Below are 21,239 nucleotides of genomic sequence, written 5' to 3' on the forward strand. Positions count from 1 at the left end.
GGACCCACACGACCCGGCGTAGAACTGATCCGGCAAGGCTGCGCCGAGTGGCCGTCCATCCGGCACGAATGAGCATCACGCTGCACCATCGGGAACCGCCCATGTCCGAGATCCGTTCCGCCGACCACCACACTGCTTCCGCCACGCCGTTCGGCGCCATCGAAGGCACCCACTGGATCGAGACCCTGAACGACGGCAGCCCGGTGCTGATCCGCCCGCTGCGCCCGGAGGATCGCCAGCGCGAAACGGCTTTCATCAAGCGCTTGTCGGAGCAGGCTTGCCGCTTCCGCTTCCTGGGCAAATTGAAGGAAGCCAGCCCGGCCCTGCTCGACCAGCTGATGGATGTCGACCAGCGCAGCCGCATGGCCTTCGTCGCGCTCGCCCACGACAACGGCGAACTGCGCATGGTCGGCGTCAGCCGCTACGGCGCCAGCGGCGACGAGAAGCAGTGCGAATGCGCGGTGACGGTGGCCGACGACTGGCGCCAGCGCGGCCTCGCCGTGCTGTTGATGCGGCGCCTGATCGACATCGCGCGCAAGAACGGCTTCCACACCATGTTCTCGATCGATGCCGCGGAGAACGAACCGATGCGCGAACTGGCCGGCTACCTCGGCTTCCAGCGCCGGCTCGACCCGGACGACGGTACGCAGGTGATCCACACCCTGGATCTTTGAACGACACCGAACCCGGGCCGCATCGCCATGACAAGCACCGAACAAATACCGCGCACGACGCGCCCGGGCGACATCCTCGCGCTGGTGACCGCGACCGAGCCGTGGAGCCCGGCTGCCGTCGCCGCCATCGCCATCGCCTTGCGCTGGGAGGCCAACCTGACCGGATGCTTCATCGACCCGGCGCTGCGCAAACCCGCCGGCGGCAAAGCCGGCAGCGAGCCCACCGTGCTCGGCCTGCTGCTCGAACCGCGCATCGAATCCGCCGACGAGCACGCCGCCTTCGCAGCCTTTGCACGCCAGTCCGGCTTGCGCAACGCCGACTGGGTCATCGCCCGGACCGACATCGCATCCACCTTGCGCCGGCTCGGCGCACGGCACGACCTGGCGGTGATCGAGCGCGACATGGTGCACGCATCGGGCCTGCTCGACATTCTCGGCGAAGCGATCCTGTCCTGCGGCGTGCCGTGCCTGGTCCTGCCTCCGCAGTGGCGGCGGGAGATCGGCTTCGAGCGCATCGTGATCGGCTGCAACGGCAGCACCGAGGCGATCCGCGCAATCCACGCCGCGCTGCCGTTCCTCAAGGTGGCGAAACAGGTGACCCTGGTCGACGGCGACCTGGGCAACGGCGACGATGCGTATCCGCGCTTCGACCCGTTCGTCTACCTGCTGCGTCACGGCATCACGCCCCGGCCCAGCTACGTCCGCACCTCCTCGGCGATGGCCGGGGAAATCCTGCTGCAGGAAGCCGGCAACATCGACGCCGACCTGCTGGTGATGGGTGCCTACGGCCATTCGCGCATGCGTGAACGCGTGTTCGGCGGCGCCACCCGGCGCGTGCTGGAGGAAGCCACCATCCCGGTGCTGATGCAGCACTAGCCGACGTGCCGCCGCAGCGGCGCAGGCGCTATTGGTTGGTGGATGCTGCGGCCCGCCGGCGGCGATGCCCGCTCACGACCGCCAGCACGACCACGGTGACGACACTGCCCAGCAGGGCGAGGAGCATGTCCTGCTGCGCATCCCACGGATCGCCCTGGGTGCCGAGGTAGGCGACGCCCAGGTCGCCGCCGAACCACACCGCGGCAGCCCATTCGAACAGCTCGAACAAGGCGGAGCTGGCGGTGACCATGCTGACCGGCACGATCCAGCGCCACGCGCCCGGCGACACCGTGCGCGCAGCGACCAGTTCCACCACCGCCGGCGTCAGCAGCAGGCCGTAGGCGAAATGGATGGCGCGGTCGAAAGGGTTGCGCGACAAGCCCAGCGCGTCGTGCAGCGAGAAGCCGGACAGCGCGGCGAACCAGCGATCCCACGGCACCTCGGCATAGGTGTAGTGCGCGCCGATCTCGTGCAGCACGAGGAACACGAACAGCGCCGCGTAGCTGGCATCGGAAAAGCGCAGCCGGCGAAAGCCGAACACCAGCGCGGGCAACGCCAGCATCACCAGCACGTTTTCCAGCAGCCAGTCCTGGCGATAGTGCGGCGCGATACCCAGCGCCACCGCCACGACCAGGAAGACGGCCAGCAGCAGCAGCGGAAAACGGGCGTCCTTCGATCCGGGTCGGTCGTTCATTGCTGTCTGCCATCCCTCCGCGTCATGCGTCGCGCCGATCATGCCACGCGCCCCGGCGCAAGCCGCGACAATTCGCGCACGGCGGGCACCGGGCCGCTTGACCTGCATCAAGAGCGATGCGGCAGCCGTCAAAGAGCATGCGCGCATCTTTCAGGGAGTTGCGCGATGAGCCGTACTCGAAAACTCTGGCTGGGCCTGGCGGCCCTGCTGATAGCCTCGTTTGGCGTGCTGTTGTGGGTGGGCGACCAGGTCCACCAGTACGCGCCACCATTGCCGCAGGCGGTGGTCACCAGCGGTGACGAAACGCTGTTCACCGGCAACGACATCGAGCTGGGCAAGCAGGTCTGGCAGCGCATCGGCGGCCAGCAACTGGGCTCGATCTGGGGCCACGGTGCGCTGCTCGCACCGGACTGGAGCGCCGACTGGCTGCACCGCGAAGGCGTCGCCATGCTGGAGCTGCTGGCGCGCGACGAAGGCGCCGGCTCCTACGCCGAACTCGACGCGCCGCAACAGGCCGCACTGCGCTCGCGCGTGCAGCGCGAGCTGCGCACGAACACGTGGGACCCGGCCAAGGGCACCATCTACGTCTCCCCGCTGCGCGCGCAGGCGATGCTGGTGGTCGGTGCGCATTACATGAGCCTGTTCAGCAACGACCCGGCCACCGCCAAGCTGCGCGAGACCTACGCGATGCGCGACAACACCATCGCCGAGCTGGACCAGCGCCGCGCGGTCACCGCGTTCTTCTGGTGGGCCAGCTGGGCCACCGCGGCCGAACGGCCGGGGAGCGCCATCAGCTACACGCAGAACTGGCCGCATGACACGCTGGCCGGCAACACGCCGACCTCGGCCAACTTCCTGTGGTCGGTGTTCAGCGTGCTGTTCCTGATCCTCGGCATCGGCCTGCTCGGCTGGCACCACGCGCGCCAGGCAAGCCACGAGCCGCTGCCGCCGATCCCCGCGCGCGATCCGCTCACCGAGTTGAAGCCCACGCCGTCGATGAAGGCCACCGCCAAGTATTTCTGGACGGTGATCGGCCTGTTCCTGGTGCAGATCCTGCTCGGCGCCACCACCGCGCACTACCAGGTGGAAGGCCAGCAGGCCTACGGTTTCGCGCTGGCGAATTACCTGCCCTATGCCCTCACCCGCACCTGGCATACCGAACTGGCGGTGTTGTGGATCGCCACCGCGTGGCTGGCCACCGGCCTGTACATCGCGCCGCTGATCTCCGGCCACGAGCCGAAGTACCAGCGGCTCGGGGTGAACTTCCTGTGGGTGTGTTTGCTGGTCATCGTGGTCGGCTCGTTTGCCGGCCAGTGGATGGCGGTGATGGACAAGATGGACCTGTCGAAGAACTTCTGGTTCGGCCACCAGGGCTGGGAATACGTCGACCTCGGCCGCTTCTGGCAGATCTTCCTGTTCATCGGCCTGATGCTGTGGCTGTTCCTGGTCGGCCGCGCGCTGTGGCCGGCGATGCGCGGCGGCAAGGAAGGTGCCTCCATCGTGGGCCTGCTGTTTCTCTCCACCGTGGCGATCGGCCTGCTCTACGGCGCCGGCCTGATGTGGGGCGAACACACCCACATCGCGATGGTGGAGTACTGGCGCTGGTGGGTGGTGCACCTGTGGGTGGAGGGCTTCTTCGAGGTCTTCGCCACCGCGGTGATCAGCTACCTGTTCGTGCGCCTCGGCCTGTTGCGCGTGGGCACGGCGACCACCAGCGTGCTGTTCGCCACCATCGTGTTCATGGCCGGCGGCGTGCTGGGCACGCTGCACCACCTGTACTTCAGCGGCACCACCACCGCGGTGATTGCGCTGGGCGCCAGCTTCTCGGCGCTGGAAGTGGTACCGCTGGCGCTGATCGGGCTGGAAGCCTGGGACACCTGGAAGAAGCAGCACGCCGCGCCGTGGATGGCGCGCTACCGCTGGCCGATCATGTTCTTCGTGGCGGTGAGCTTCTGGAACCTGGTCGGCGCCGGCCTGCTCGGTTTCCTGGTCAACACGCCGATCGCGCTGTACTTCATGCAGGGCCTCAACCTTACCGCCGCGCACGGCCACACCGCGCTGTTCGGCGTGTACGGCATGCTCGGCATGGGCCTGATGCTGTTCTGCCTGCGCGGCATCAAGCCGCAGGCCGAGTGGCGCGAGGGCTGGCTGAAGGGCTCGTTCTGGACGCTCAACCTCGGCCTCGGCCTGATGGCCGTGCTGACCCTGCTGCCGCTGGGCATCCTGCAACTGAAGGCCGTGCTGGAACACGGCTACTGGTTCGCCCGCTCGGCCGAGTTCATGGACCGCCCGCTGATCCACATGCTGGTATGGATGCGCGTGCCCGGCGACACCGTGTTCGCCATCGGCGCCATGCTGATCGCCGGCTTCGTCGCCTCGCTGTGGCTGTGGCCGAAACGACAGGTCGCCGCCACGCCGCTGCCGGACGCAGCGTCCGAGAGCGCATGACCCACATCAGGGCGCGCCACATGGCGCGCCCTGATGCTTGTCCAAGTCCCGAATCACGAATCCCGGCGCCGACATGATCGAGTTCTACCCCCAGATCAAGGCCGTCCACATCCTCTGCGTGCTGCTCAGCGGCGGCCTGTTCGCGCTGCGCGGGCTGATGGCACAGACGCGGCTGGCCGGCGTGGCGCAGGGCGCGCCGTTGCGCCTGCTCAGCTACACCATCGACACCGTCTTGCTGACCGCCGCGCTGATGCTGGTATCGATCCTGCCCGGTGCGCTGTTCGCCAACGGCTGGCTCACGGTCAAGCTGATCCTGCTGCTTGCCTACGTTGCGCTGGCCATGCTGGCGATGAAGCGCGTGCATGCGCCGCGCGCCCGAATGATCTTCTATGTGGCTGCATTGGCCACCTACGCCTGGATGCTCGGCGTCGCGCGCATGCACCACCCGCTGGGCTGGCTGCACGGATGGCTGGCATGAGCGCGGCGCAGCCATTCAACCACGACGTCTCGCGCGACCACACGCTGGACGCGTGCTTCCTCGGCCCCTACGGCGAGAACGACACGCTGCTGGAGAAGATGCTGGTCGAGTTCCTGCGCGACCACGTGTACTGGCGGCGCAATTTCCACCCCGAAGATCCGCCGGCGATCGGCACCGGCGCCGCGCATCACCCGGACTACCTCGCGTTCGAATCGCGCATGCGCCGCGAGTTGCACCAGCTCTCCGCCGCGCTGAAGAAGTCGGTGCCGTTCCACAGCCCGCGCTACATCGGGCACATGGCCAGCGACCTGCTGCTGCCGGGGCTGGCCGCGCAGATGCTCACGCTGCCGTACAACCCCAACAACGTCAGCGAGGACGCCGCCCCGGTCACCGTCGACATGGAGGTGCAGGCCGGCCTGCAGCTGGCGCGCATGCTCGGCTACCCGCACGATCCGGCGCAGGACGCCTGCGCGTTCGGCCATCTCACTTCCGGCGGCACCCTAGCCAACTACCAGGCGCTGCGCCTGGCACTGGCATTGAAGGCGTTCCCGGTGGCGCTGCGCGCGGCGCAGGTGCCGGATCTCGATCTGCCGCACGACGACTGGACGGCCTTCAACCTCGCGCAGGCCGATGGCATCACGTTGCTGACGGCGTGGCAAGGCTGGCTTGCTGCGCAGACCCCGGCCGAACGTGTGCGCTGGCTGCAACGCGTCGAGCGCGAGCGCATCGAGCAGCGCGGGCTGGTCGGCTTCTTCGCCGCGCACCCGGATCTCAAGCTGCCGCTGGTGCTGGCGCCGGTCACCGCGCACTACTCGTGGAGCAAGGGCGTGAAGCTGCTCGGCCTCGGCCGCGACCAGCTCGAATTGCTGCCCACCGACGGCATGCGGCTGGACGGCGCCGCCTTGCGCGACACGCTGGAGCGCTGCGCGCGCGAGCATCAACCGGTATTGATGTGCGTGTCCGTGCTCGGCGGCACCGAGTACGGCACCATCGACCCGATCGACCAGGTGCTCGCCGCACGCGAAGCCTCGCGCGGTCGCGGACTGGATTTCGCCGTGCACGTCGACGCCGCCTGGGGTGGCTACCTGGCCACCGTGTTCCGCCACGAGGACGGCTCGCTGCGCACACGCGATGAGGTGGCCGCCGACTACGTGCAGTTCCCCACGCCGGCAGTGCACGCCGCCTTCGCCGCGCTGGGCAATACCGACTCGGCCACCGTCGACCCGCACAAGCTCGGCTACCTGCCCTACGGCTCGGGTGCCTTCGTCTGCCGCGACCACCGCGCGATGGCGCTGCTGGCCGAGCGCGCGGATTACGTATTCCACGGCGGCACGCCGAAGGATTACCTGGCGCGTTACCGCAGCCTCGGCCAGTTCATCCCGGAAGGTTCCAAATCCGGCGCCGCGGCGGCCGCGGTGTACGTGACGCACAAGGTGCTGCCGCTGGACCATGCCCACTTCGGCGCCCTGCCGCGCGCCACCGTGCGCGCCGCCGAGACCTTCCACGCGCGTGCGCAGCGCTTCGCGCTGGAGCTGGCCGACGGCGTGCACGCGCTGGTGCCGTTCGCGCCGGACAGCAACCTGGTCTGCCTCGCGCTCAACCCGCGCGGCAACACGTCGGTGGCGACGGCCAACGCCTTCGTGCGCGCGCTGCACGACGAACTGCGCTGCGATCCGCGCCAGCCACTGCAGACCAAGGAGTTCTTCGGCTCGGTGACCAGCCTGCGCGCGGACATGCTCGGCACGGCGCAGACCGCGCGCATCTTCGCCGCACTGGGCCTGGACCCGGCCAGCTTCGTGGCCGACGACGACCGCCTGCTGATCCTGCGCCATACGCTGATGAACCCGTTCCTGATCGACCACGAGAACGGCATCAGCTACATCGACCGCTATTTCGATTTCCTCGCCCGCCGCGTGCACAGCCTGCTGGCGACGACGGCCGTACCGCCGTGAGCGCCGCGCTGCCGCGCGTGGCCGTGCTCGGTTACGGCCGCTTCGGTCAGGCCTTCGTCGAACTGCTGCTGCGGGCCGGCCATCCGCTGCAGGTGTTCGACCCGCATGCGACGGTGCCGGCGGAGCTGGCGGCGCCTTCGCTGGTCGCGGCAACTGCCGACGCCAGCTGGATCGTGCTGGCCATGCCGGTGCCGCAGCTGCGCGCCGCGCTGCTGGCATTGCGCCCGCTGCTGCACGCCGGGCAGACCGTGTTCGACGTGGGCAGCGTCAAGCTGCATCCCTGCGCGCTGATGGACGAGCTGCTCGGCACGGACATCCCGCACCTCGGCACGCATCCCCTGTTCGGTCCGATCAGCCTGGCCCGTGGCGACCACCCGCGCCGCGTGGTGCTGTGCCCCGCCGTGGCGCATCCGCATGCAGCCGCGCGCGCCGGCGACCTGTTCCGGGCGCTGGACTGCGAGGTCATCGTGCAGGAGCCGGCAAGCCACGATCGCGCCATGGCCAGCACGCACGCGCTGGCGTTCTTCATCGCCAAGGGGCTGATCGACCTGGGCGTGGACGAGGGCATGCCGATGGCACCGCCGTCGTTCCAGGGCCTGCAGCGTATGCTGGAGGCGGTGCGCGGCGATGCCGGCCATCTGTTCGGCGCGATCCAGCGCGAAAATCCGTATGCCGCCGAAGCGCGCGAAAGCCTGCTGCGGGAGTTGGAACGTATCCACCGGCAGTTGCTGGTCGATCCGGACGACGGCATGGCGATCGCGGCGCGGCCCGGGTGCGAATGAGGGCGATACGCCCACCTGACGGCAGTAACGGTTAATCTGGGCCATCCGTCGATGGACGCCGCGCGGCAGGTTCGGCCCTGCGGCCACGTGCACCGCCGGGTGAGCCATTGAAGGCAGCGAGGGCGTCGAACGGCATGACATCAGATCTCGATCTTGACGAGCTCAGGCGCAGCTGCGGCTACTGCGCCATCCACGATTTCCGCCTGCCGGCCGGCCTCAGCGCGGACGACCTGCACACGCTCAACGCCACCGCGCGCGACATGCTGCCGCTCGATCGCGGGCAGACGCTGTTCCCGCAGGGCCGCAAGTTCGGCGCGTTGTACGTGGTGCGTGCCGGCGCGCTGAAGACCTTCGTGGAAGGTTCCGAAGGCGACGTGCAGATCCTCGGTTTCCACCTGCCCGGCGACATCATGGGCATCGGCGGCCTCATCAACGAACACTACCCGTGCACCGCCCAGACGCTGGAGCGCTCCAGCGTGTGCGAACTGCGCTACGCGCAGTTGCAGGAGGCCACCGCCAACCTGCCGGCGCTGAACCACCAGCTGATGCGGGTGATCAGCGGCGCGCTGGTCGACGAGCAGAGCCACCTGGTGCTGATGGGCAAGCAGCAGGCGCAGCGGCGGCTGGCATTCTTCATCCGGCGCATGTCCGACCGCTATGCGCGATTGTCACGCGACCCGCTGGCGCTGATCCTGCCGATGTCGCGCGAAGACATCGCCAACTATCTGGGGCTGGCGCTGGAGACGGTCAGCCGGCTGTTCGGCAGGATGGAATCGGCCGGCGTCCTGTCGGTGAATCGCAAATCGGTGCGGATCCTGCGTCGCGACCTGCTCGACGAGCTGTGCGGCGGCGACATCGACATGGCGTAGGCCGTCGGTTCCCGCAGCGTGCCACCGGCCCGGTCACGTCGCTTTCGTGCCGGGGTTTGACCACGGTCAAAACCGCGCGGCGCGATCGGCCAGAGCATGCCAGCGTGCCCGGCCATCGCGGCTGGCGCGGGAGACATCGTGCTGGACATCATCGTCAACGTCGGCGGGACCTCGGACAACCCGTCGTGGCCGGGCGCGGCGCTGGCGCTGGCCAGGCGCCACGGCGCCTTCGTCACCGGGCTGCAGGTGGTCGCGGTGTGTCCTTCGCTGATGGCGATACCCGACGTGATCGACGTGCTGGCCGCCGAGGAACAGGCGGCGCTGGCTCGACGCGACTGGTGGCTGCAGCAGTGCCGAAGCGCGGGCGTCGAGGGCGAATGGGAGGTGATGCGCGGTATCTCCGGGCAGGCGCTGGGCAAGCGCTCGCGACTGGCCGATTTCATGATCGGCGAACTGAAGGTCAGCGATCCGGATGCCGCGCCCGGTGTCGACGATGTCACGCGCGCGCTGTTCGCCCGCGCCTCGCCGATGCTGCTGATGCCCGACATCGGCGGCGACACGCTGCAGGCCCGGCGCATCGTCATCGCATGGAACGGCTCCGGCGAAGCCGCGCAGGCGGTGAAGGCTGCGCTGCCGCTGCTGGCGCAGGCGTCCGTCGTGCGGGTGCTCGATGGCGAGCGTGGCGGCCTGCCCGGCATCAGTCCGCCGCCGCTGCCGCTGCGCGGCTGGTTCGCGCGCCACGGCATCGAGGCGCAATGGCAGCCGTTCCCGGCCGAACACGACGAAGGCCCCGCGCTGCTGGCCGCCGCCCGGGCGTTCGACGCCGACCTGCTGGTGATGGGCGCCTGGGGCCGCTCGCGCCTCAGCGAGCTGACCATGGGAGGCGTCACGCGCTGGATGCTCAGGAACGCGAGCCTGCCGCTGTTTCTCGCGCACTGAGACCTGCCCGGACCACGCGCGGAGAAACCACCATGCAACCGACGCCGATGGTTTGCCCGGACCCGCTTGCGGACCGCACGGGCCTGCCACGCGACTGTTCCGGCCCGGGCGGGGCGGCTGCAGCCGCCATCGGCTCGCCGCTGTCGCGCTGACGGTACCGTCGGCGGGTAGGCAGAGGCGAAATGGGCACGCGCCATTCCGATGCACCCGTCCGCGACGCGACGGCGACTTCCGCACGAACGGCAGCGGCCGGTGCGGCGATGATCCGCGCGGCCACGCTGCCGCTGGACGATCTCTTCCGCTCACTGGGTTCCGCCGACGGCGGGCTGGACGCGGCCACCGCCGCGGCCAGGCTCGCCACCGCCGGACCGAACCGCATCGACACCGCCGCGCCGAGGCGGCTGTGGTCGGCCGTCTCGGCGCGCTTCCGCAACCCGCTCGTCCTGGTCCTGCTCGGCGCGGCCACCGTGTCGGCGTTCACCGGCGACGTCGCCAGTTTCGTCGTGATCACCCTCGTCGTGGCCATGTCGATGGCGCTGGACGTGGCCCAGGAGCATCGCGCGCAGAACGCCGCGGAAAGCCTGCGCAGCCAGGTCTCGCTGTCGGCAAGCGTGCTGCGCGGGGGCAGCCCGGAGCAGGTCGCCGCCGTCGACCTCGTTCCCGGCGACGTGATCCTCCTCGCTGCGGGCGATCTGGTTCCGGCCGACTGCCGGTTGATCGGGGCGCGAGACCTCTACGTCGACGATGCCCTGCTCACCGGCGAACCGTATCCGACCGAGAAACGAGCGGACCTGGCCATGCCCATCCCGGCACAGGAAGACTTCCCGGGAAATCTCGTCTTCACCGGGAGCTCCGTGGTCAGCGGCACGGCCAGGGCGCTGGTGGTGGCCACCGGACGCGACACCCAGTTGGGTTCGATTGCCCGATCATTGCAGAAGACGCCGCCACCCACCGTGTTTGCCAGCGGCATCCGTGATTTCGGCATGATGATCGTGCGCCTGACCGTTCTGCTGGTGCTGTTCGCACTGCTGGTCAACCTGCTGCTCCATCGACCGGCGCTCGAATCGTTCCTGTTCGCGCTGGCGCTCGCCGTCGGTCTCACGCCGGAACTGCTGCCGATGGTGGTGTCGGTGACGCTCGCCCACGGCGCGCTGCGCATGGCGCGCAAGAACGTGATCGTGAAGCGCCTGACCGCCATCCACGACCTCGGCGGCATGGACGTGTTGTGCAGCGACAAGACCGGCACGCTCACCGAAGCTCGTATCCGGCTGGTGCGCGAGGTCGACCTGGGCGGAGGGGCAAGCGCCTCGGTGCTGCGCATGGCGCAGGTCAATGCGGCATTCGAAACCGGCCTCAAGAGTCCGCTGGACGACGCCATCCTCGAAGCCGCCGCATTCGATCCGGCGGCATGGCGGAAGATCGACGAGGTGCCATTCGACTTCCAGCGCCGCCGGGTCTCGATCCTGGTGGAAAACGATGGCCAGCGCCTGCTCGTGGTCAAGGGCGCACCGGAAGACGTGCTGCGCCTGACCACGGCGTACGAGCGGCCCGGGCTGCCGTCGGCACCGCTGGACGACGCTTCGCGTGCCATCGCGGCCGGGACTCTCGATGCCCTCGGCAGCGAAGGCTATCGCGTACTGGGGGTCGCGTGGAAAACCGTCGAACAGGACCGGCAGCATGCCGGGGTCATCGATGAAACCGGCCTGACCCTCGCCGGCTTCCTCGCCTTCCTCGACCCGCCGAAAACCGGCGCGCGGGAAGCGCTGGTGGCGCTGGCCGGACTGGGCGTCGCCGTGAAAGTCGTCACCGGCGACCACGAGCAGGTGACCCGGCACGTCTGCCGCGAGCTCGGCCTCGCGGTGGGCGACACGCTGACCGGCCCGGTGCTCGATTCCCTGGACGATGACGCACTGGCGGCCCGGCTCGACGCCACCACGCTGTTCTGCCGCATGACGCCCGTGCAGAAGTCCCGCGTCATCCGCGCGCTGCGCCGCAAGGGCCACGTGGTCGGCTACCTCGGCGACGGCATCAACGATGCGCCGCCGCTGCATGCCGCCGACGTCGGGTTCTCCGTGGATACCGCCGTCGACGTGGCCAGGGAGGCCGCCTGCATGATCCTGCTGCGCAAGGACCTCGGCGTGCTGGCGGAAGGCGTCCGCGAAGGCCGCCGCACCTTCGCCAATATCCTCAAGTACATCATGATGGGCACCAGCTCGAACTTCGGGAACATGTTCTCGATGGCCGGCGGCGTGCTGCTGTTGCCCTACCTGCCGATGCTGCCGATCCAGATCCTGCTCAACAACCTGCTGTACGACCTGTCCGAAATGGCCATCCCGCTGGACCGCGTCGACGAGGCGATGGTGGCCCGGCCGCGTCATTGGGATCTGGGCGTCGTGCGCCGATTCATGTTCACCTTCGGACCGATCAGCTCCGCGTTCGACTTCATGGTGTTCGGGCTCCTGCTGTGGGTCTTCCAGGCCGACGAAGGGCTTTTCCACACCAGCTGGTTCGTCGAATCGCTCGCCACCCAGGTGCTGGTGATCTTCATCATCCGGAGCAGAAACCCCTTCCGCGACCACCCGCATCCCCTGCTGGTGGCGGGCGCCCTGTTTGCCATCGCGGTGGCGGTGGGCCTGCCTTATTCGCCACTCGCCCACTGGCTGGGGTTCGTGCCGCTGCCCGCTCCGGTGTTGGCCGCACTCGCGCTCGTCGCGACGGCCTATCTGGGTGTGGTCCACCTGGCGAACCGCTGGTTCTTCACGCGCTACCAGCGCGGATCACGCTGAGCATGCGTGAAGCTCGACCGAGCCCGACGCGAACGATGAGCGTTGTTGATCGCCGTCAAATGACCGGCACGGGAAACATTCCAGAATGAAACAAGCGATACGCCGTCGTCACGCCGGGCAGTCGCATGCTCCGGCACTGAACGGGTGTCCCCCACCACCGTAGCCGACGCCGACATCGGGGGATTTGCCCGCCACGGGAGTCACTGCCGATGAAATCCCCCAGCCTCACCCCCGACCTGCTGCGACGCATGGACGCCTACTGGCGCGCCGCCAACTATCTGGCGGTCGGCCAGCTCTACCTGCGCAGCAACCCGTTGCTGAAGCGCCCACTGACGCTCGCCGACGTGAAGCCCATGCTGTTGGGGCACTGGGGTACCACGCCGGGACAGAACTTCATCTACGTGCATCTGAACCGGATCATCAGGCAGCACGACCTCGACATGATCTATGTCTCCGGCCCCGGCCACGGCGGCCCGGCCGTGGTCGGCAACACCTATCTGGAAGGCAGCTACAGCGAGATCTACCCCGAAATCAGCCAGGACGAGGCGGGGTTGCAGAAACTGTTCCTGCAGTTCTCCTTTCCCGGCGGCATTTCCAGCCATGCCTCGCCGGAATGCCCCGGCTCGATCCATGAGGGCGGTGAACTGGGCTATTCGCTGAGCCACGCGTTCGGCGCCGTTTTCGACAACCCCGAACTGGTCGTCGCCTGCGTGGTCGGCGACGGCGAGGCCGAGACCGGGCCGCTGGCCACCGCCTGGCATTCCAACAAGTTTCTCGACCCGGCCACGGACGGCGCGGTACTGCCGATCCTGCACCTCAACGGTTACAAGATCGCGAACCCGACCGTGCTGGCGCGCATCAGCCATGAGGAACTCGAGCAGTTGCTGCGCGGCTACGGCTGGTCGCCATTCTTCGTCGAGGGCAACGAACCGGCCGCGATGCATGAAGCGATGGCCAGCGCGCTGGATCAGGCGGTGGAGCAGATCAAGGCGATTCGGCGCGAGGCACGCGAGCACGGCCGGCGCGAACGACCGCGCTGGCCGATGATCGTGCTGCGCTCGCCCAAGGGCTGGACCGGCCCGCAAGTCGTCGATGGCTTGCCGGTGGAAGGTACCTTTCGCGCGCACCAGATACCGATCGCCGTCTCCGCCTCGACTCCTGTCGAACACCTGCGGCAGCTCGAAGCGTGGCTGAAGAGTTACCGGCCCGAGGAACTGTTCGACGCCGCGGGCCGGCTGCTGCCGGAGCTGGCCGCGCTGGCGCCGGTGGGCCCGCGCCGGATGGGCGCCAATCCCCACGCCAACGGCGGCAGCCTGCTGCGTGAACTGCGCGTGCCGGACTTTCGCGATTACGCCTGTACCGTGGCGGAGCCCGGCGTCCGCGGCATCGGCGATACCCGGGTGCTGGCGCCGTTCCTGCGCGACGTCACCGCGCTCAACCAGAGCCAGCGCAACTTCCGCGTGTTCGGCCCGGACGAGACCATCTCCAACGGACTGGAGGCCGTGTTCGACGTCACCGACCGGCAGTGGAACGCCGGCACCCAGGCGACCGACCAGCACCTTGCCGCCACTGGCCGGGTACTGGAGATGCTCAGCGAACACCAGTGCGAAGGCTGGCTGGAAGGTTATCTGCTGACCGGGCGACACGGTCTGTTCAACTGCTACGAGGCGTTCATCCACATCATCGATTCGATGTTCAACCAGCACGCCAAGTGGCTCAAGGTCACCGCATCCCTGCCGTGGCGACGCAAGATCGCCTCGCTGAACTACCTGCTGGCCTCGCATGTGTGGCGGCAGGACCACAACGGCTTCAGCCACCAGGATCCCGGCTTCATCGATCACGTGGTCAACAAGAAGGCCGGCGTGGTGCGGGTCTACCTGCCACCGGACGCGAACTGCCTGCTGTCGGTGATGGATCACTGCCTGCGCAGCCTGCATTACGTCAACGTGGTGATCGCCGGCAAGCATCCCGCACCGCAGTGGCTGACCATGGAGCAGGCGGTCAGGCACTGCAGCGAAGGCATCGGCATCTGGTCGTGGGCCAGCAACGACCAGGAGGTCGATGCGCCGGATCTGGTGATGGCCTGCTGCGGCGACGTGCCGACGCTGGAGACCCTCGCCGCCGTGTCGATCCTGCGCGAGCATCTGCCCGAGCTGAAGATCCGCGTGGTCAACGTGGTCGACCTGATGCGCCTGCAACCTCGCGCGGAGCACCCGCACGGCCTGGACGACACCGACTTCGACGCCCTGTTCACGCGGGACAGGCCGGTGATCTTCGCCTTCCATGCCTACCCGTACCTGATCCACCGGCTCACCTACCGGCGCACCAATCACGACAACATCCACGTGCGCGGCTACCGGGAGGAAGGCACCGTCACCACGCCGTTCGACATGACCGTGCTGAACGAACTCGACCGCTTCCACCTGGTGATCAGCGCGATCGACCGCCTGCCGCAGACCGGCAATCAGGGCACCTACCTGAAGCAGCAGCTGCGCGACAAGCTGGTCGAACACCGCCAGTACATCAACCGGCACGGCCAGGACCTGCCCGAAGTGCGCAACTGGACGTGGCAGGGCTCGATCCGGGACCGCAAGCCATCGTGATCATGCCGGAAGTCCGGCGGCAGGCCGCCTGATCCGTCGACGACGAGCCCATGCGACACTTGCCGGGCGCGCGCCCGGCGTGCGCACGCAGGAGTGACCCCAGCGGGCGGTCACCGGCACAACGAGGAAAACACCATGAGCCGCAGCCAGCCTGCCAGCACCGTTCGCGCGCCATCGGCGCCACCCGTGCTGCGCGGGGTCGAACGCCTGATCGCGCACGTGCGCTCGATGGAGCCGGTGCGCATGGCGGTGGTCCATCCCTGCGACGCGCTCAGCCTTGCCGGCGCCATCGACGCGCGCGATGCCGGCATCATCCGGCCGGTGCTGGTCGCCCCGCGCGCCCGGCTGCAGGCCGCTGCTGCGGAAGCGGGGATCGACCTGGACGGCATCCCGTGCATCGACGTGCCGCACAGCCACGCCGCCGCCGAGGAAGCCGCGGCGATGGCCAGTCGCGGCGAGGTGGATGCGCTGATGAAAGGCAGCCTGCATTCGGACGAGCTGATGGGCGCGATCGTGCCGACCGCGGCCGGGCTGCGCACCAGGCGGCGCATCACGCACTGCTTCGTGATGGAAACGGCCGCGTATCCGCGCCCGTTCATCATCACCGACGCCGCCATCAACATCGCGCCGACGCTGGAGGACAAGGCCGACATCGTGCGCAACGCGATCGACCTCGCCCACGTCCTCGGCGTGGCCGAGCCGAAGGTGGCGATCCTGGCCGCGGTGGAAACCGTCAACTCGCGCATGCCCTCCACGCTGGACGCGGCGGCGCTATGCAAGATGGCCGACCGCGGCCAGATCACCGGCGGGTTGCTGGACGGGCCGTTGGCGTTCGACAACGCGGTCTCGCCCGAAGCCGCGCGCGTCAAGGGCATCGTCTCGGCCGTGGCCGGGCAGGCCGACATCCTGGTGGTGCCCGATCTCGAAAGCGGCAACATGCTGGCCAAGCAGCTGGAATACATGGGCCATGCCGACAGCGCCGGCATCGTGCTGGGCGCGCGCGTGCCGGTGGTGCTCACCAGCCGCTCCGATTCGCGCCGCTCGCGGCTCGCCTCGTGCGCCATCGCGCTGATGCTGGCGCACCACTACCGCACCAGCCCGCCCTGAGCCGACCGTCGCCATGACGCCCCTGATCCTGGTCCTCAACTGCGGCTCGTCGAGCATCAAGTTCGCGCTGTTCGATGCAGCCGCCGTGCCGCTGCCGCGCAAGCCATTGTGGAACGGCAAGGTGCAGGGCATCGGTGGCCCGACGCCCGACTTCGGTGAGACCGGGGTCGCGCCGTTCACGATCTCGCTCGACCCGGCACAGCCCTACCGCGCGGCGCTGACGCTGATCCTGCAGCGCGTGCGCGCACGGCTCGATGGCCGGCGCCTCGCCGTGGTCGCGCATCGCGTGGTGCACGGCGGCAGCCGCTATTTCCAGCCCACGCGCATCGATGCGGGCGTGCTGGCCGACCTGACGAGCTACGTGCCGCTGGCGCCGCTGCACCAGCCGTTCGCGCTGGAGGCGATCGAGATCCTGCTGCGGGAGTCGCCCGAGCTGCCGCAGGTGGCCTGTTTCGACACCGGCTTTCATCACACCATGCCGACGGTCGAGCAGATCCTGCCGCTGCCGTGGGATGCCTGGCAGCGCGGCCTGCGCCGCTACGGTTTCCACGGCCTGTCGTATGCCTTCATGGCAACCGCGCTGGCCGAACGCCACGGCGAGGCGGCACGCGGACGCAGCATCGTCGCGCACCTGGGCAGCGGCGCCAGCCTGTGCGCGATGAACAAGCTCGAAAGCGTCGCCACCACGATGGGCTTCTCCGCGCTCGACGGCCTGATGATGGGCACGCGCACCGGCGCGCTCGACCCCGGCGCGCTGCTGTACCTGATGGAGATCGAGAAGCTCTCGCTCGAAGAGGTGGGCCACCTGCTCTACCACCGCAGCGGCCTGCTCGGCGTCTCCGGCGTGTCGTCCGAACCGCGCGTGATCGTGCAGCACGAAGCTGACGACGGCGAGCCCGGCGAACGCGCGCGCCTGGCGCTCGCACTCTACGTGCGTCGGATCGTCCGCGAGATCGGCGCATTGGCAGCCGTGCTGGGCGGGCTCGAGCTGCTGGTGTTCACCGCCGGCGTGGGCGAGCACAACGCCTTCGTGCGCGAGCGCGTGTGCCGCGATCTCGCCTTCCTCGGCGTCGCGCTGGACGAGGGCCGCAACGCGGCGCACGCGCCGATCATCTCCGCCGACGGCAGCCGCGTGATCGTCGGCGTCGAGCCGACCAACGAGGAATGGATCGCCGCGCGCGATGCCGCCGCGGTACTGGGCGGCGTCGGCTGATTTGGAGAGGACAACCTGGCGGTCGCTGCGGCGCCATGCCACAACGCCTTCCGCGTCGATGCATGGCAGCATGGACTGGCTGAAGGTTCCTCGCAGGTTGTCGGGAAAACCCTTGCGCCATACGCGTAAAATCCGCGTCCTGTTTGCCTGGCTGGCCCTGTTCGCCCTCGGCCTGACCATCGTTGCGCCGGTGGTTTCGCGCACCCTGGCAAGCGTCGCCGCCAGCTCCGTGCACGACGCACGCCACACCATGGACATGGCGGCGCCGATACCCGCCGGGCATGCCGACTCGCACCCATCCGACCACGCACACGTCGATCATGACGACATGCTGATGGAGCAGTGCGGCTACTGCGGCCTGCTCGGCCACAGTCCACTGCTGCTCGTCATCGCCTGGCTGCCCGGACTGCTGCCGCAAGCCGCACCGCGCCAACCGGTGCCGACCGCGCCGCAACGCGGCCCCGAACGTTCCACGCTGACCGCGGTGCCGCGCGGCCCGCCGGCATTCCCGCCCGGCTGATCTGCATCGACCCGCGGCCGGGGCGCACCTCCCGCGCCCGCCGCCCTGCCAGAACATCGAGGAACGCCATGTCTGCCCGTATTTTTTGCGCGCACGCCCGTGCGGCTGCGCCATCGTCACTGCACGCCACCAGCGTGCCCCGTCCCGCCCGCCGCGCGCTGGCGCGCACGATCGGACTTGCCCTGCTGCTGGGACCACCGCTGGCCGCGACCGCCACCGAGCCGTCCATCACGGTGTTCGCGCCCATCGTGGTCACCGCGGTGATGCAGGACGGCCCGCTCACCGTCACCACCGACCCGAAGGCACCGCGCCAACCCGTGCCGGCCAGCGACGGCGCGGATTTCCTGAAAACCATTCCCGGCTTCGCGGTGATCCGCAAGGGCGGCAGCAATGGCGACCCGGTGCTGCGCGGCATGACCGGCTCGCGCCTGAACATCCTGATCGACGGTGGCCAGATCGGCGGCGGCTGTCCGTCGCGGATGGACCCGCCCACCGCCTACATCTCGCCGCAGCTGTACGACCGCGTCACCGTGATCAAGGGTCCGCAGACCGTGCAGTACGGCCCCGGCAATTCGGCCGGGACGGTGCTGTTCGAGCGCGATTTCAAGCGCTACACGGAACCGGGCCACGCATTCGAGGGCAGCCTGCTCGGCGGCTCGAACGGGCGCAACGACCAGATGGTCGACCTGCGCACCGGCACGCCGGATGTCTACCTTGGCGTCAGCGCCAACCACACCCATGCCCAGGACTACGCGGACGGCGATGGCCGCCGCGTGCATTCCTCCTACGACCGCTGGAACACCGACCTGACCCTGGGCTGGACGCCGGACGACGACACCCGCGTCGAGCTGACCACCGGCAAGGGCGACGGCAAGGCGGCCTACGCCTTCAGCGGCATGGATGGCGTGCAGTTCCTGCGCGAGAGCGTGGGGTTGAAGTTCGAACAGCGCCGCGCCGACGGCCCGCTGGAAAAGCTGGAGGCACAGCTCTACTACAACTACGCCGACCACGTGATGGACAACTACACCCTGCGCCAGCCGGACCCCAGCAGCGTGATGCCGATGGCGATGGCCAGCGACGTGGCGCGCACCACCGTCGGTGGCCGCGCCGCCGCCAGCTTCCGGTGGGGCGAATCGCTGGAACTGGCGGCCGGCGTCGACGGCTCGGCCAACACGCACACCGCACGCATGGGCGGACCGGCCGGCGGGATGCTGCCGGACTATCACGATCAACCGCGCCTGCGCGACGCACGCATCGGCACGCTCGGCGCCTTCGGCGAACTGCGCTGGACGCTGGCCGAGCGCGACCTGCTCATTGGCGGTGCACGCCTCGACCGCGCGCACGCGCGCGGCTACCAGTTGGCCGCATCCGGCATGGGCGGCACGGCAAAGCTCCCCGCGAGCCGCTCGTCCACCCTGCCCGCCGGCTTCGTGCGCTACGAGCATGATCTGGCCGCGGCACCAGCCACGTTCTACGCCGGCATCGGCCACGTCGAGCGCTTCCCCGATTACTGGGAACTGTTCGGCCGGCATGTCGACAAGAGCGTCGCCGCGTTCCGCCGACTGAATCCGGAGCGCACCACCCAGCTCGATGTCGGCCTGCAGTACAACGACGGCAAGCGGCTGAGGGGCTGGGTGTCCGGCTACCTCGGCGTGGTCGACGACTTCATCCTGCTCGACTATGGCAGCGGCATGATGGGCAAGAGCCAGGCGCGCAATGTCCGGGCACGCATCGCCGGTACCGAGGCCGGCCTGGTCTACGCCTTCGACGACCGCTGGAAGGGCGACGCCACACTGGCCTGGGCCTGGGGCGAAAACCGCAGCGACCACCGCCCGCTGCCGCAGATGCCGCCGCTGGAGGCGCGTTTCGGGCTCACCTACGACAGCGGCGTCTGGTCGGCGGGCGCCCTGTGGCGGGTGGCCGCGGCGCAGCACCGGGCCGCGCCGGGCAGCGGCAACATCGTCGGCCAGGATCTCGGGCCGAGTGCCGGCTTCGGCGTGTTCTCGCTCAACAGTGGCTATCGTCTCAGCCGCACGCTCACGCTCAGCGCGGGGATCGACAACCTGCTGGACAAGACCTACGCCGAGCACGTCAACGCGGCGAACGCAGGACTGGTCGGCTACGTCAACACGCTGCGGGTGAACGAGCCGGGCCGCACCGGCTGGCTGAAGCTCGACGTGAAACTCTGAGAGGTTGTGCTTTCTTGCTCTTGCTTCCCCCGCTTGCGGGGGAAGGTACCCGCAGGGCGGAAGGGGGGCTTTTCGCTTTGCAAAAGCCAAGATCAAGATCGCCTCCATCCGCCTTCGGCACCTTCCCCCGCTTCGCGAGGGAAGGAAAAACCGGGTGCGACGCCGCCGTCGAATCTTTCACAGGCTCTGAGAGGTTGTGCTTTCTTGCTCTTGCTTCCCCCGCGCAGCGGGGGAAGGTGCCCGAAGGGCGGAAGGGGGAGCTTTTCGCTTTGCAAAAGCCAAGATCAAGAGCGCCCCCATCCGCCTTCGGCACCCCGGATCAAGTCCGGGGCAGGCTCTTCCCCCGCTTCGCGAGGGAAGGAAAAACCGGGTGCGACGCCGCCGTCGAATTTTTCACAGGCTCTGAGAGGTTGTGCTTTCTTGCTCTTGCTTCCCCCGCTTCGCGAGGGAAGGAAAAACCAGGTGCACCGCGTCGCGCACGCGTTGCGGGCGGCGCTTCACGGGCCACCCGCAACGCGCCGCCTCACGGCTCGTCGTGCATCACGTGTTCGACCGGCACCGGCTTGTCCCAGCCGGGATCGTCGAAATACTGCGGGTAATGCGCGATCGCCGCGCGCATGTCGGCCACCGCGGACACCTTCGCCGGATCGGCCTTCAACGCCTGCGCGGCCGTGAGCAGCGGCACCAGGATGCCGTGCAGCGCGGCATCGGGCTCGGCCGACAGCTTGCAGTTGGCGAACATGTAGGTCACCGCACTTTCCACCTCGGTGGCGCGGTCGACCGCCATCGGCGCGCTCATGTGACCCATCTCGTAGTGGGCCAGCTCGGCCACCGCGGTGTGCGCGCGGCGCATGCCCGCGCGCAGCGGGGCATCCGGCGTCCAGCGCTGTGCCGGCACCTGCGTGGCGGCGCTGGCGGCGTGTGCCGCGTGGCTGTCGTGCTCGGCGTGGGCGTGTTGGGGACCGGCCTGGGCCGCAGTGGCGAGGCCGAGCGCGCAGGCGCTGGCGAGAAGAATGCGTACAGCTTTCATGCGGATCACTCCGGCAGGCGGCGCGGACGCCGCGGATGAAGGCATGCTAGCGCGCGGTGCCGGCGAGCCGGCCTGACCG

At 68.9% G+C, this 21,239-nt stretch carries 16 protein-coding genes; 14 read left to right on the top strand and 2 right to left on the bottom strand.

The annotated features are described in order from the left end of the window. Nucleotides 1-101 precede the first annotated feature (101 nt). Both B1991_RS05150 and B1991_RS05155 read left to right on the top strand, forming a co-directional pair. Nucleotides 102-674, top strand: a complete 573-nt coding sequence (locus tag B1991_RS05150) for a GNAT family N-acetyltransferase (protein WP_136257633.1) — start codon at nucleotides 102-104, stop codon at nucleotides 672-674. Between the two features lie 27 nt (nucleotides 675-701). Next, on the top strand, nucleotides 702-1,550 hold the full coding sequence (locus B1991_RS05155) for a universal stress protein (RefSeq protein WP_136257634.1): 849 nt from the start codon (nucleotides 702-704) through the stop codon (nucleotides 1,548-1,550). 28 nt (nucleotides 1,551-1,578) lie between these two features. Here B1991_RS05155 and B1991_RS05160 read toward each other — a convergent pair whose 3' ends face one another. Next, a complete protein-coding gene (locus B1991_RS05160) occupies nucleotides 1,579-2,244 on the bottom strand; it encodes a DUF2238 domain-containing protein (protein ID WP_136257635.1) in 666 nt (221 codons plus the stop codon). 165 nt (nucleotides 2,245-2,409) lie between these two features. Here B1991_RS05160 and B1991_RS05165 point away from each other — a divergent pair, with 165 nt between their 5' ends. The 12 genes from B1991_RS05165 to B1991_RS05220 all read left to right on the top strand — a co-directional run bounded on the left by B1991_RS05165 (nucleotide 2,410) and on the right by B1991_RS05220 (nucleotide 20,130). Beyond that, complete coding sequence (locus B1991_RS05165) at nucleotides 2,410-4,692, top strand: nitric-oxide reductase large subunit (protein WP_136257636.1); 2,283 nt, start codon at nucleotides 2,410-2,412, stop codon at nucleotides 4,690-4,692. A 73-nt stretch (nucleotides 4,693-4,765) separates the two neighbouring features. Then, entirely contained in the window at nucleotides 4,766-5,170 is a 405-nt protein-coding gene (locus tag B1991_RS05170) for a SirB2 family protein (protein ID WP_136257637.1), read from the top strand. Then, complete coding sequence (locus B1991_RS05175) at nucleotides 5,167-7,122, top strand: pyridoxal phosphate-dependent decarboxylase family protein (RefSeq protein WP_136257638.1); 1,956 nt, start codon at nucleotides 5,167-5,169, stop codon at nucleotides 7,120-7,122. Before B1991_RS05170 ends, B1991_RS05175 begins: the two co-directional genes overlap by 4 nt. Then, nucleotides 7,119-7,904, top strand: a complete 786-nt coding sequence (locus tag B1991_RS05180; RefSeq protein ID WP_136257639.1) for a prephenate dehydrogenase/arogenate dehydrogenase family protein — start codon at nucleotides 7,119-7,121, stop codon at nucleotides 7,902-7,904. Before B1991_RS05175 ends, B1991_RS05180 begins: the two co-directional genes overlap by 4 nt. 134 nt (nucleotides 7,905-8,038) lie before the next feature. After that, on the top strand, nucleotides 8,039-8,773 hold the full coding sequence (locus tag B1991_RS05185) for a cyclic nucleotide-binding domain-containing protein (RefSeq protein WP_136257640.1): 735 nt from the start codon (nucleotides 8,039-8,041) through the stop codon (nucleotides 8,771-8,773). A 138-nt stretch (nucleotides 8,774-8,911) separates the two neighbouring features. Beyond that, nucleotides 8,912-9,712, top strand: a complete 801-nt coding sequence (locus tag B1991_RS05190) for a universal stress protein (RefSeq protein ID WP_168709581.1) — start codon at nucleotides 8,912-8,914, stop codon at nucleotides 9,710-9,712. 182 nt (nucleotides 9,713-9,894) lie between these two features. Further along, a complete protein-coding gene (gene mgtA, locus B1991_RS05195) occupies nucleotides 9,895-12,498 on the top strand; it encodes a magnesium-translocating P-type ATPase (RefSeq protein ID WP_210772091.1) in 2,604 nt (867 codons plus the stop codon). 209 nt (nucleotides 12,499-12,707) lie between these two features. After that, nucleotides 12,708-15,101, top strand: coding sequence for a phosphoketolase family protein (locus B1991_RS05200; protein ID WP_136257642.1), 2,394 nt, complete (start codon nucleotides 12,708-12,710; stop codon nucleotides 15,099-15,101). Between the two features lie 135 nt (nucleotides 15,102-15,236). Next, nucleotides 15,237-16,208: a bifunctional enoyl-CoA hydratase/phosphate acetyltransferase gene (locus tag B1991_RS05205; RefSeq protein WP_136257643.1), complete on the top strand. Its 972-nt coding sequence runs from the start codon at nucleotides 15,237-15,239 to the stop codon at nucleotides 16,206-16,208. A gap of 13 nt (nucleotides 16,209-16,221) precedes the next feature. Continuing rightward, nucleotides 16,222-17,421, top strand: a complete 1,200-nt coding sequence (locus B1991_RS05210) for an acetate/propionate family kinase (protein ID WP_136257644.1) — start codon at nucleotides 16,222-16,224, stop codon at nucleotides 17,419-17,421. Nucleotides 17,422-17,533: 112 nt separating this feature from the next. Further along, nucleotides 17,534-17,941 (top strand): DUF2946 domain-containing protein, encoded by a 408-nt coding sequence (locus tag B1991_RS05215; RefSeq protein WP_168709582.1) that lies wholly within the window; start codon nucleotides 17,534-17,536, stop codon nucleotides 17,939-17,941. Nucleotides 17,942-18,075: 134 nt separating this feature from the next. Then, nucleotides 18,076-20,130 carry a TonB-dependent copper receptor gene (locus B1991_RS05220; RefSeq protein WP_136257646.1) on the top strand — a complete coding sequence of 685 codons (2,055 nt, stop codon included), beginning with the start codon at nucleotides 18,076-18,078 and terminating at the stop codon, nucleotides 20,128-20,130. 523 nt (nucleotides 20,131-20,653) lie between these two features. On the opposite strand, the gene B1991_RS05225 is transcribed toward B1991_RS05220, so the two are convergent. Beyond that, entirely contained in the window at nucleotides 20,654-21,160 is a 507-nt protein-coding gene (locus tag B1991_RS05225; protein WP_136257647.1) for a DnrO protein, read from the bottom strand. Between the last annotated feature and the right edge of the window lie 79 nt (nucleotides 21,161-21,239).

Source organism: Rhodanobacter lindaniclasticus (assembly GCF_004799035.1).
In the GTDB taxonomy this organism is placed as follows: Bacteria; Pseudomonadota; Gammaproteobacteria; order Xanthomonadales; family Rhodanobacteraceae; genus Rhodanobacter; species Rhodanobacter lindaniclasticus.

Bases quoted from the DNA above. Each gene is read 5' to 3' on its own strand.
- B1991_RS05150 (WP_136257633.1), top strand. From the start codon at position 102: ATGTCCGAGATCCGTTCCGCCGACCACCACACTGCTTCCGCCACGCCG.
- B1991_RS05155 (WP_136257634.1), top strand. From the start codon at position 702: ATGACAAGCACCGAACAAATACCGCGCACGACGCGCCCGGGCGACATC.
- B1991_RS05160 (WP_136257635.1), bottom strand. From the start codon at position 2,244: ATGAACGACCGACCCGGATCGAAGGACGCCCGTTTTCCGCTGCTGCTG.
- B1991_RS05165 (WP_136257636.1), top strand. From the start codon at position 2,410: ATGAGCCGTACTCGAAAACTCTGGCTGGGCCTGGCGGCCCTGCTGATA.
- B1991_RS05170 (WP_136257637.1), top strand. From the start codon at position 4,766: ATGATCGAGTTCTACCCCCAGATCAAGGCCGTCCACATCCTCTGCGTG.
- B1991_RS05175 (WP_136257638.1), top strand. From the start codon at position 5,167: ATGAGCGCGGCGCAGCCATTCAACCACGACGTCTCGCGCGACCACACG.
- B1991_RS05185 (WP_136257640.1), top strand. From the start codon at position 8,039: ATGACATCAGATCTCGATCTTGACGAGCTCAGGCGCAGCTGCGGCTAC.
- mgtA (WP_210772091.1), top strand. From the start codon at position 9,895: ATGGGCACGCGCCATTCCGATGCACCCGTCCGCGACGCGACGGCGACT.
- B1991_RS05200 (WP_136257642.1), top strand. From the start codon at position 12,708: ATGAAATCCCCCAGCCTCACCCCCGACCTGCTGCGACGCATGGACGCC.
- B1991_RS05205 (WP_136257643.1), top strand. From the start codon at position 15,237: ATGAGCCGCAGCCAGCCTGCCAGCACCGTTCGCGCGCCATCGGCGCCA.
- B1991_RS05210 (WP_136257644.1), top strand. From the start codon at position 16,222: ATGACGCCCCTGATCCTGGTCCTCAACTGCGGCTCGTCGAGCATCAAG.
- B1991_RS05225 (WP_136257647.1), bottom strand. From the start codon at position 21,160: ATGAAAGCTGTACGCATTCTTCTCGCCAGCGCCTGCGCGCTCGGCCTC.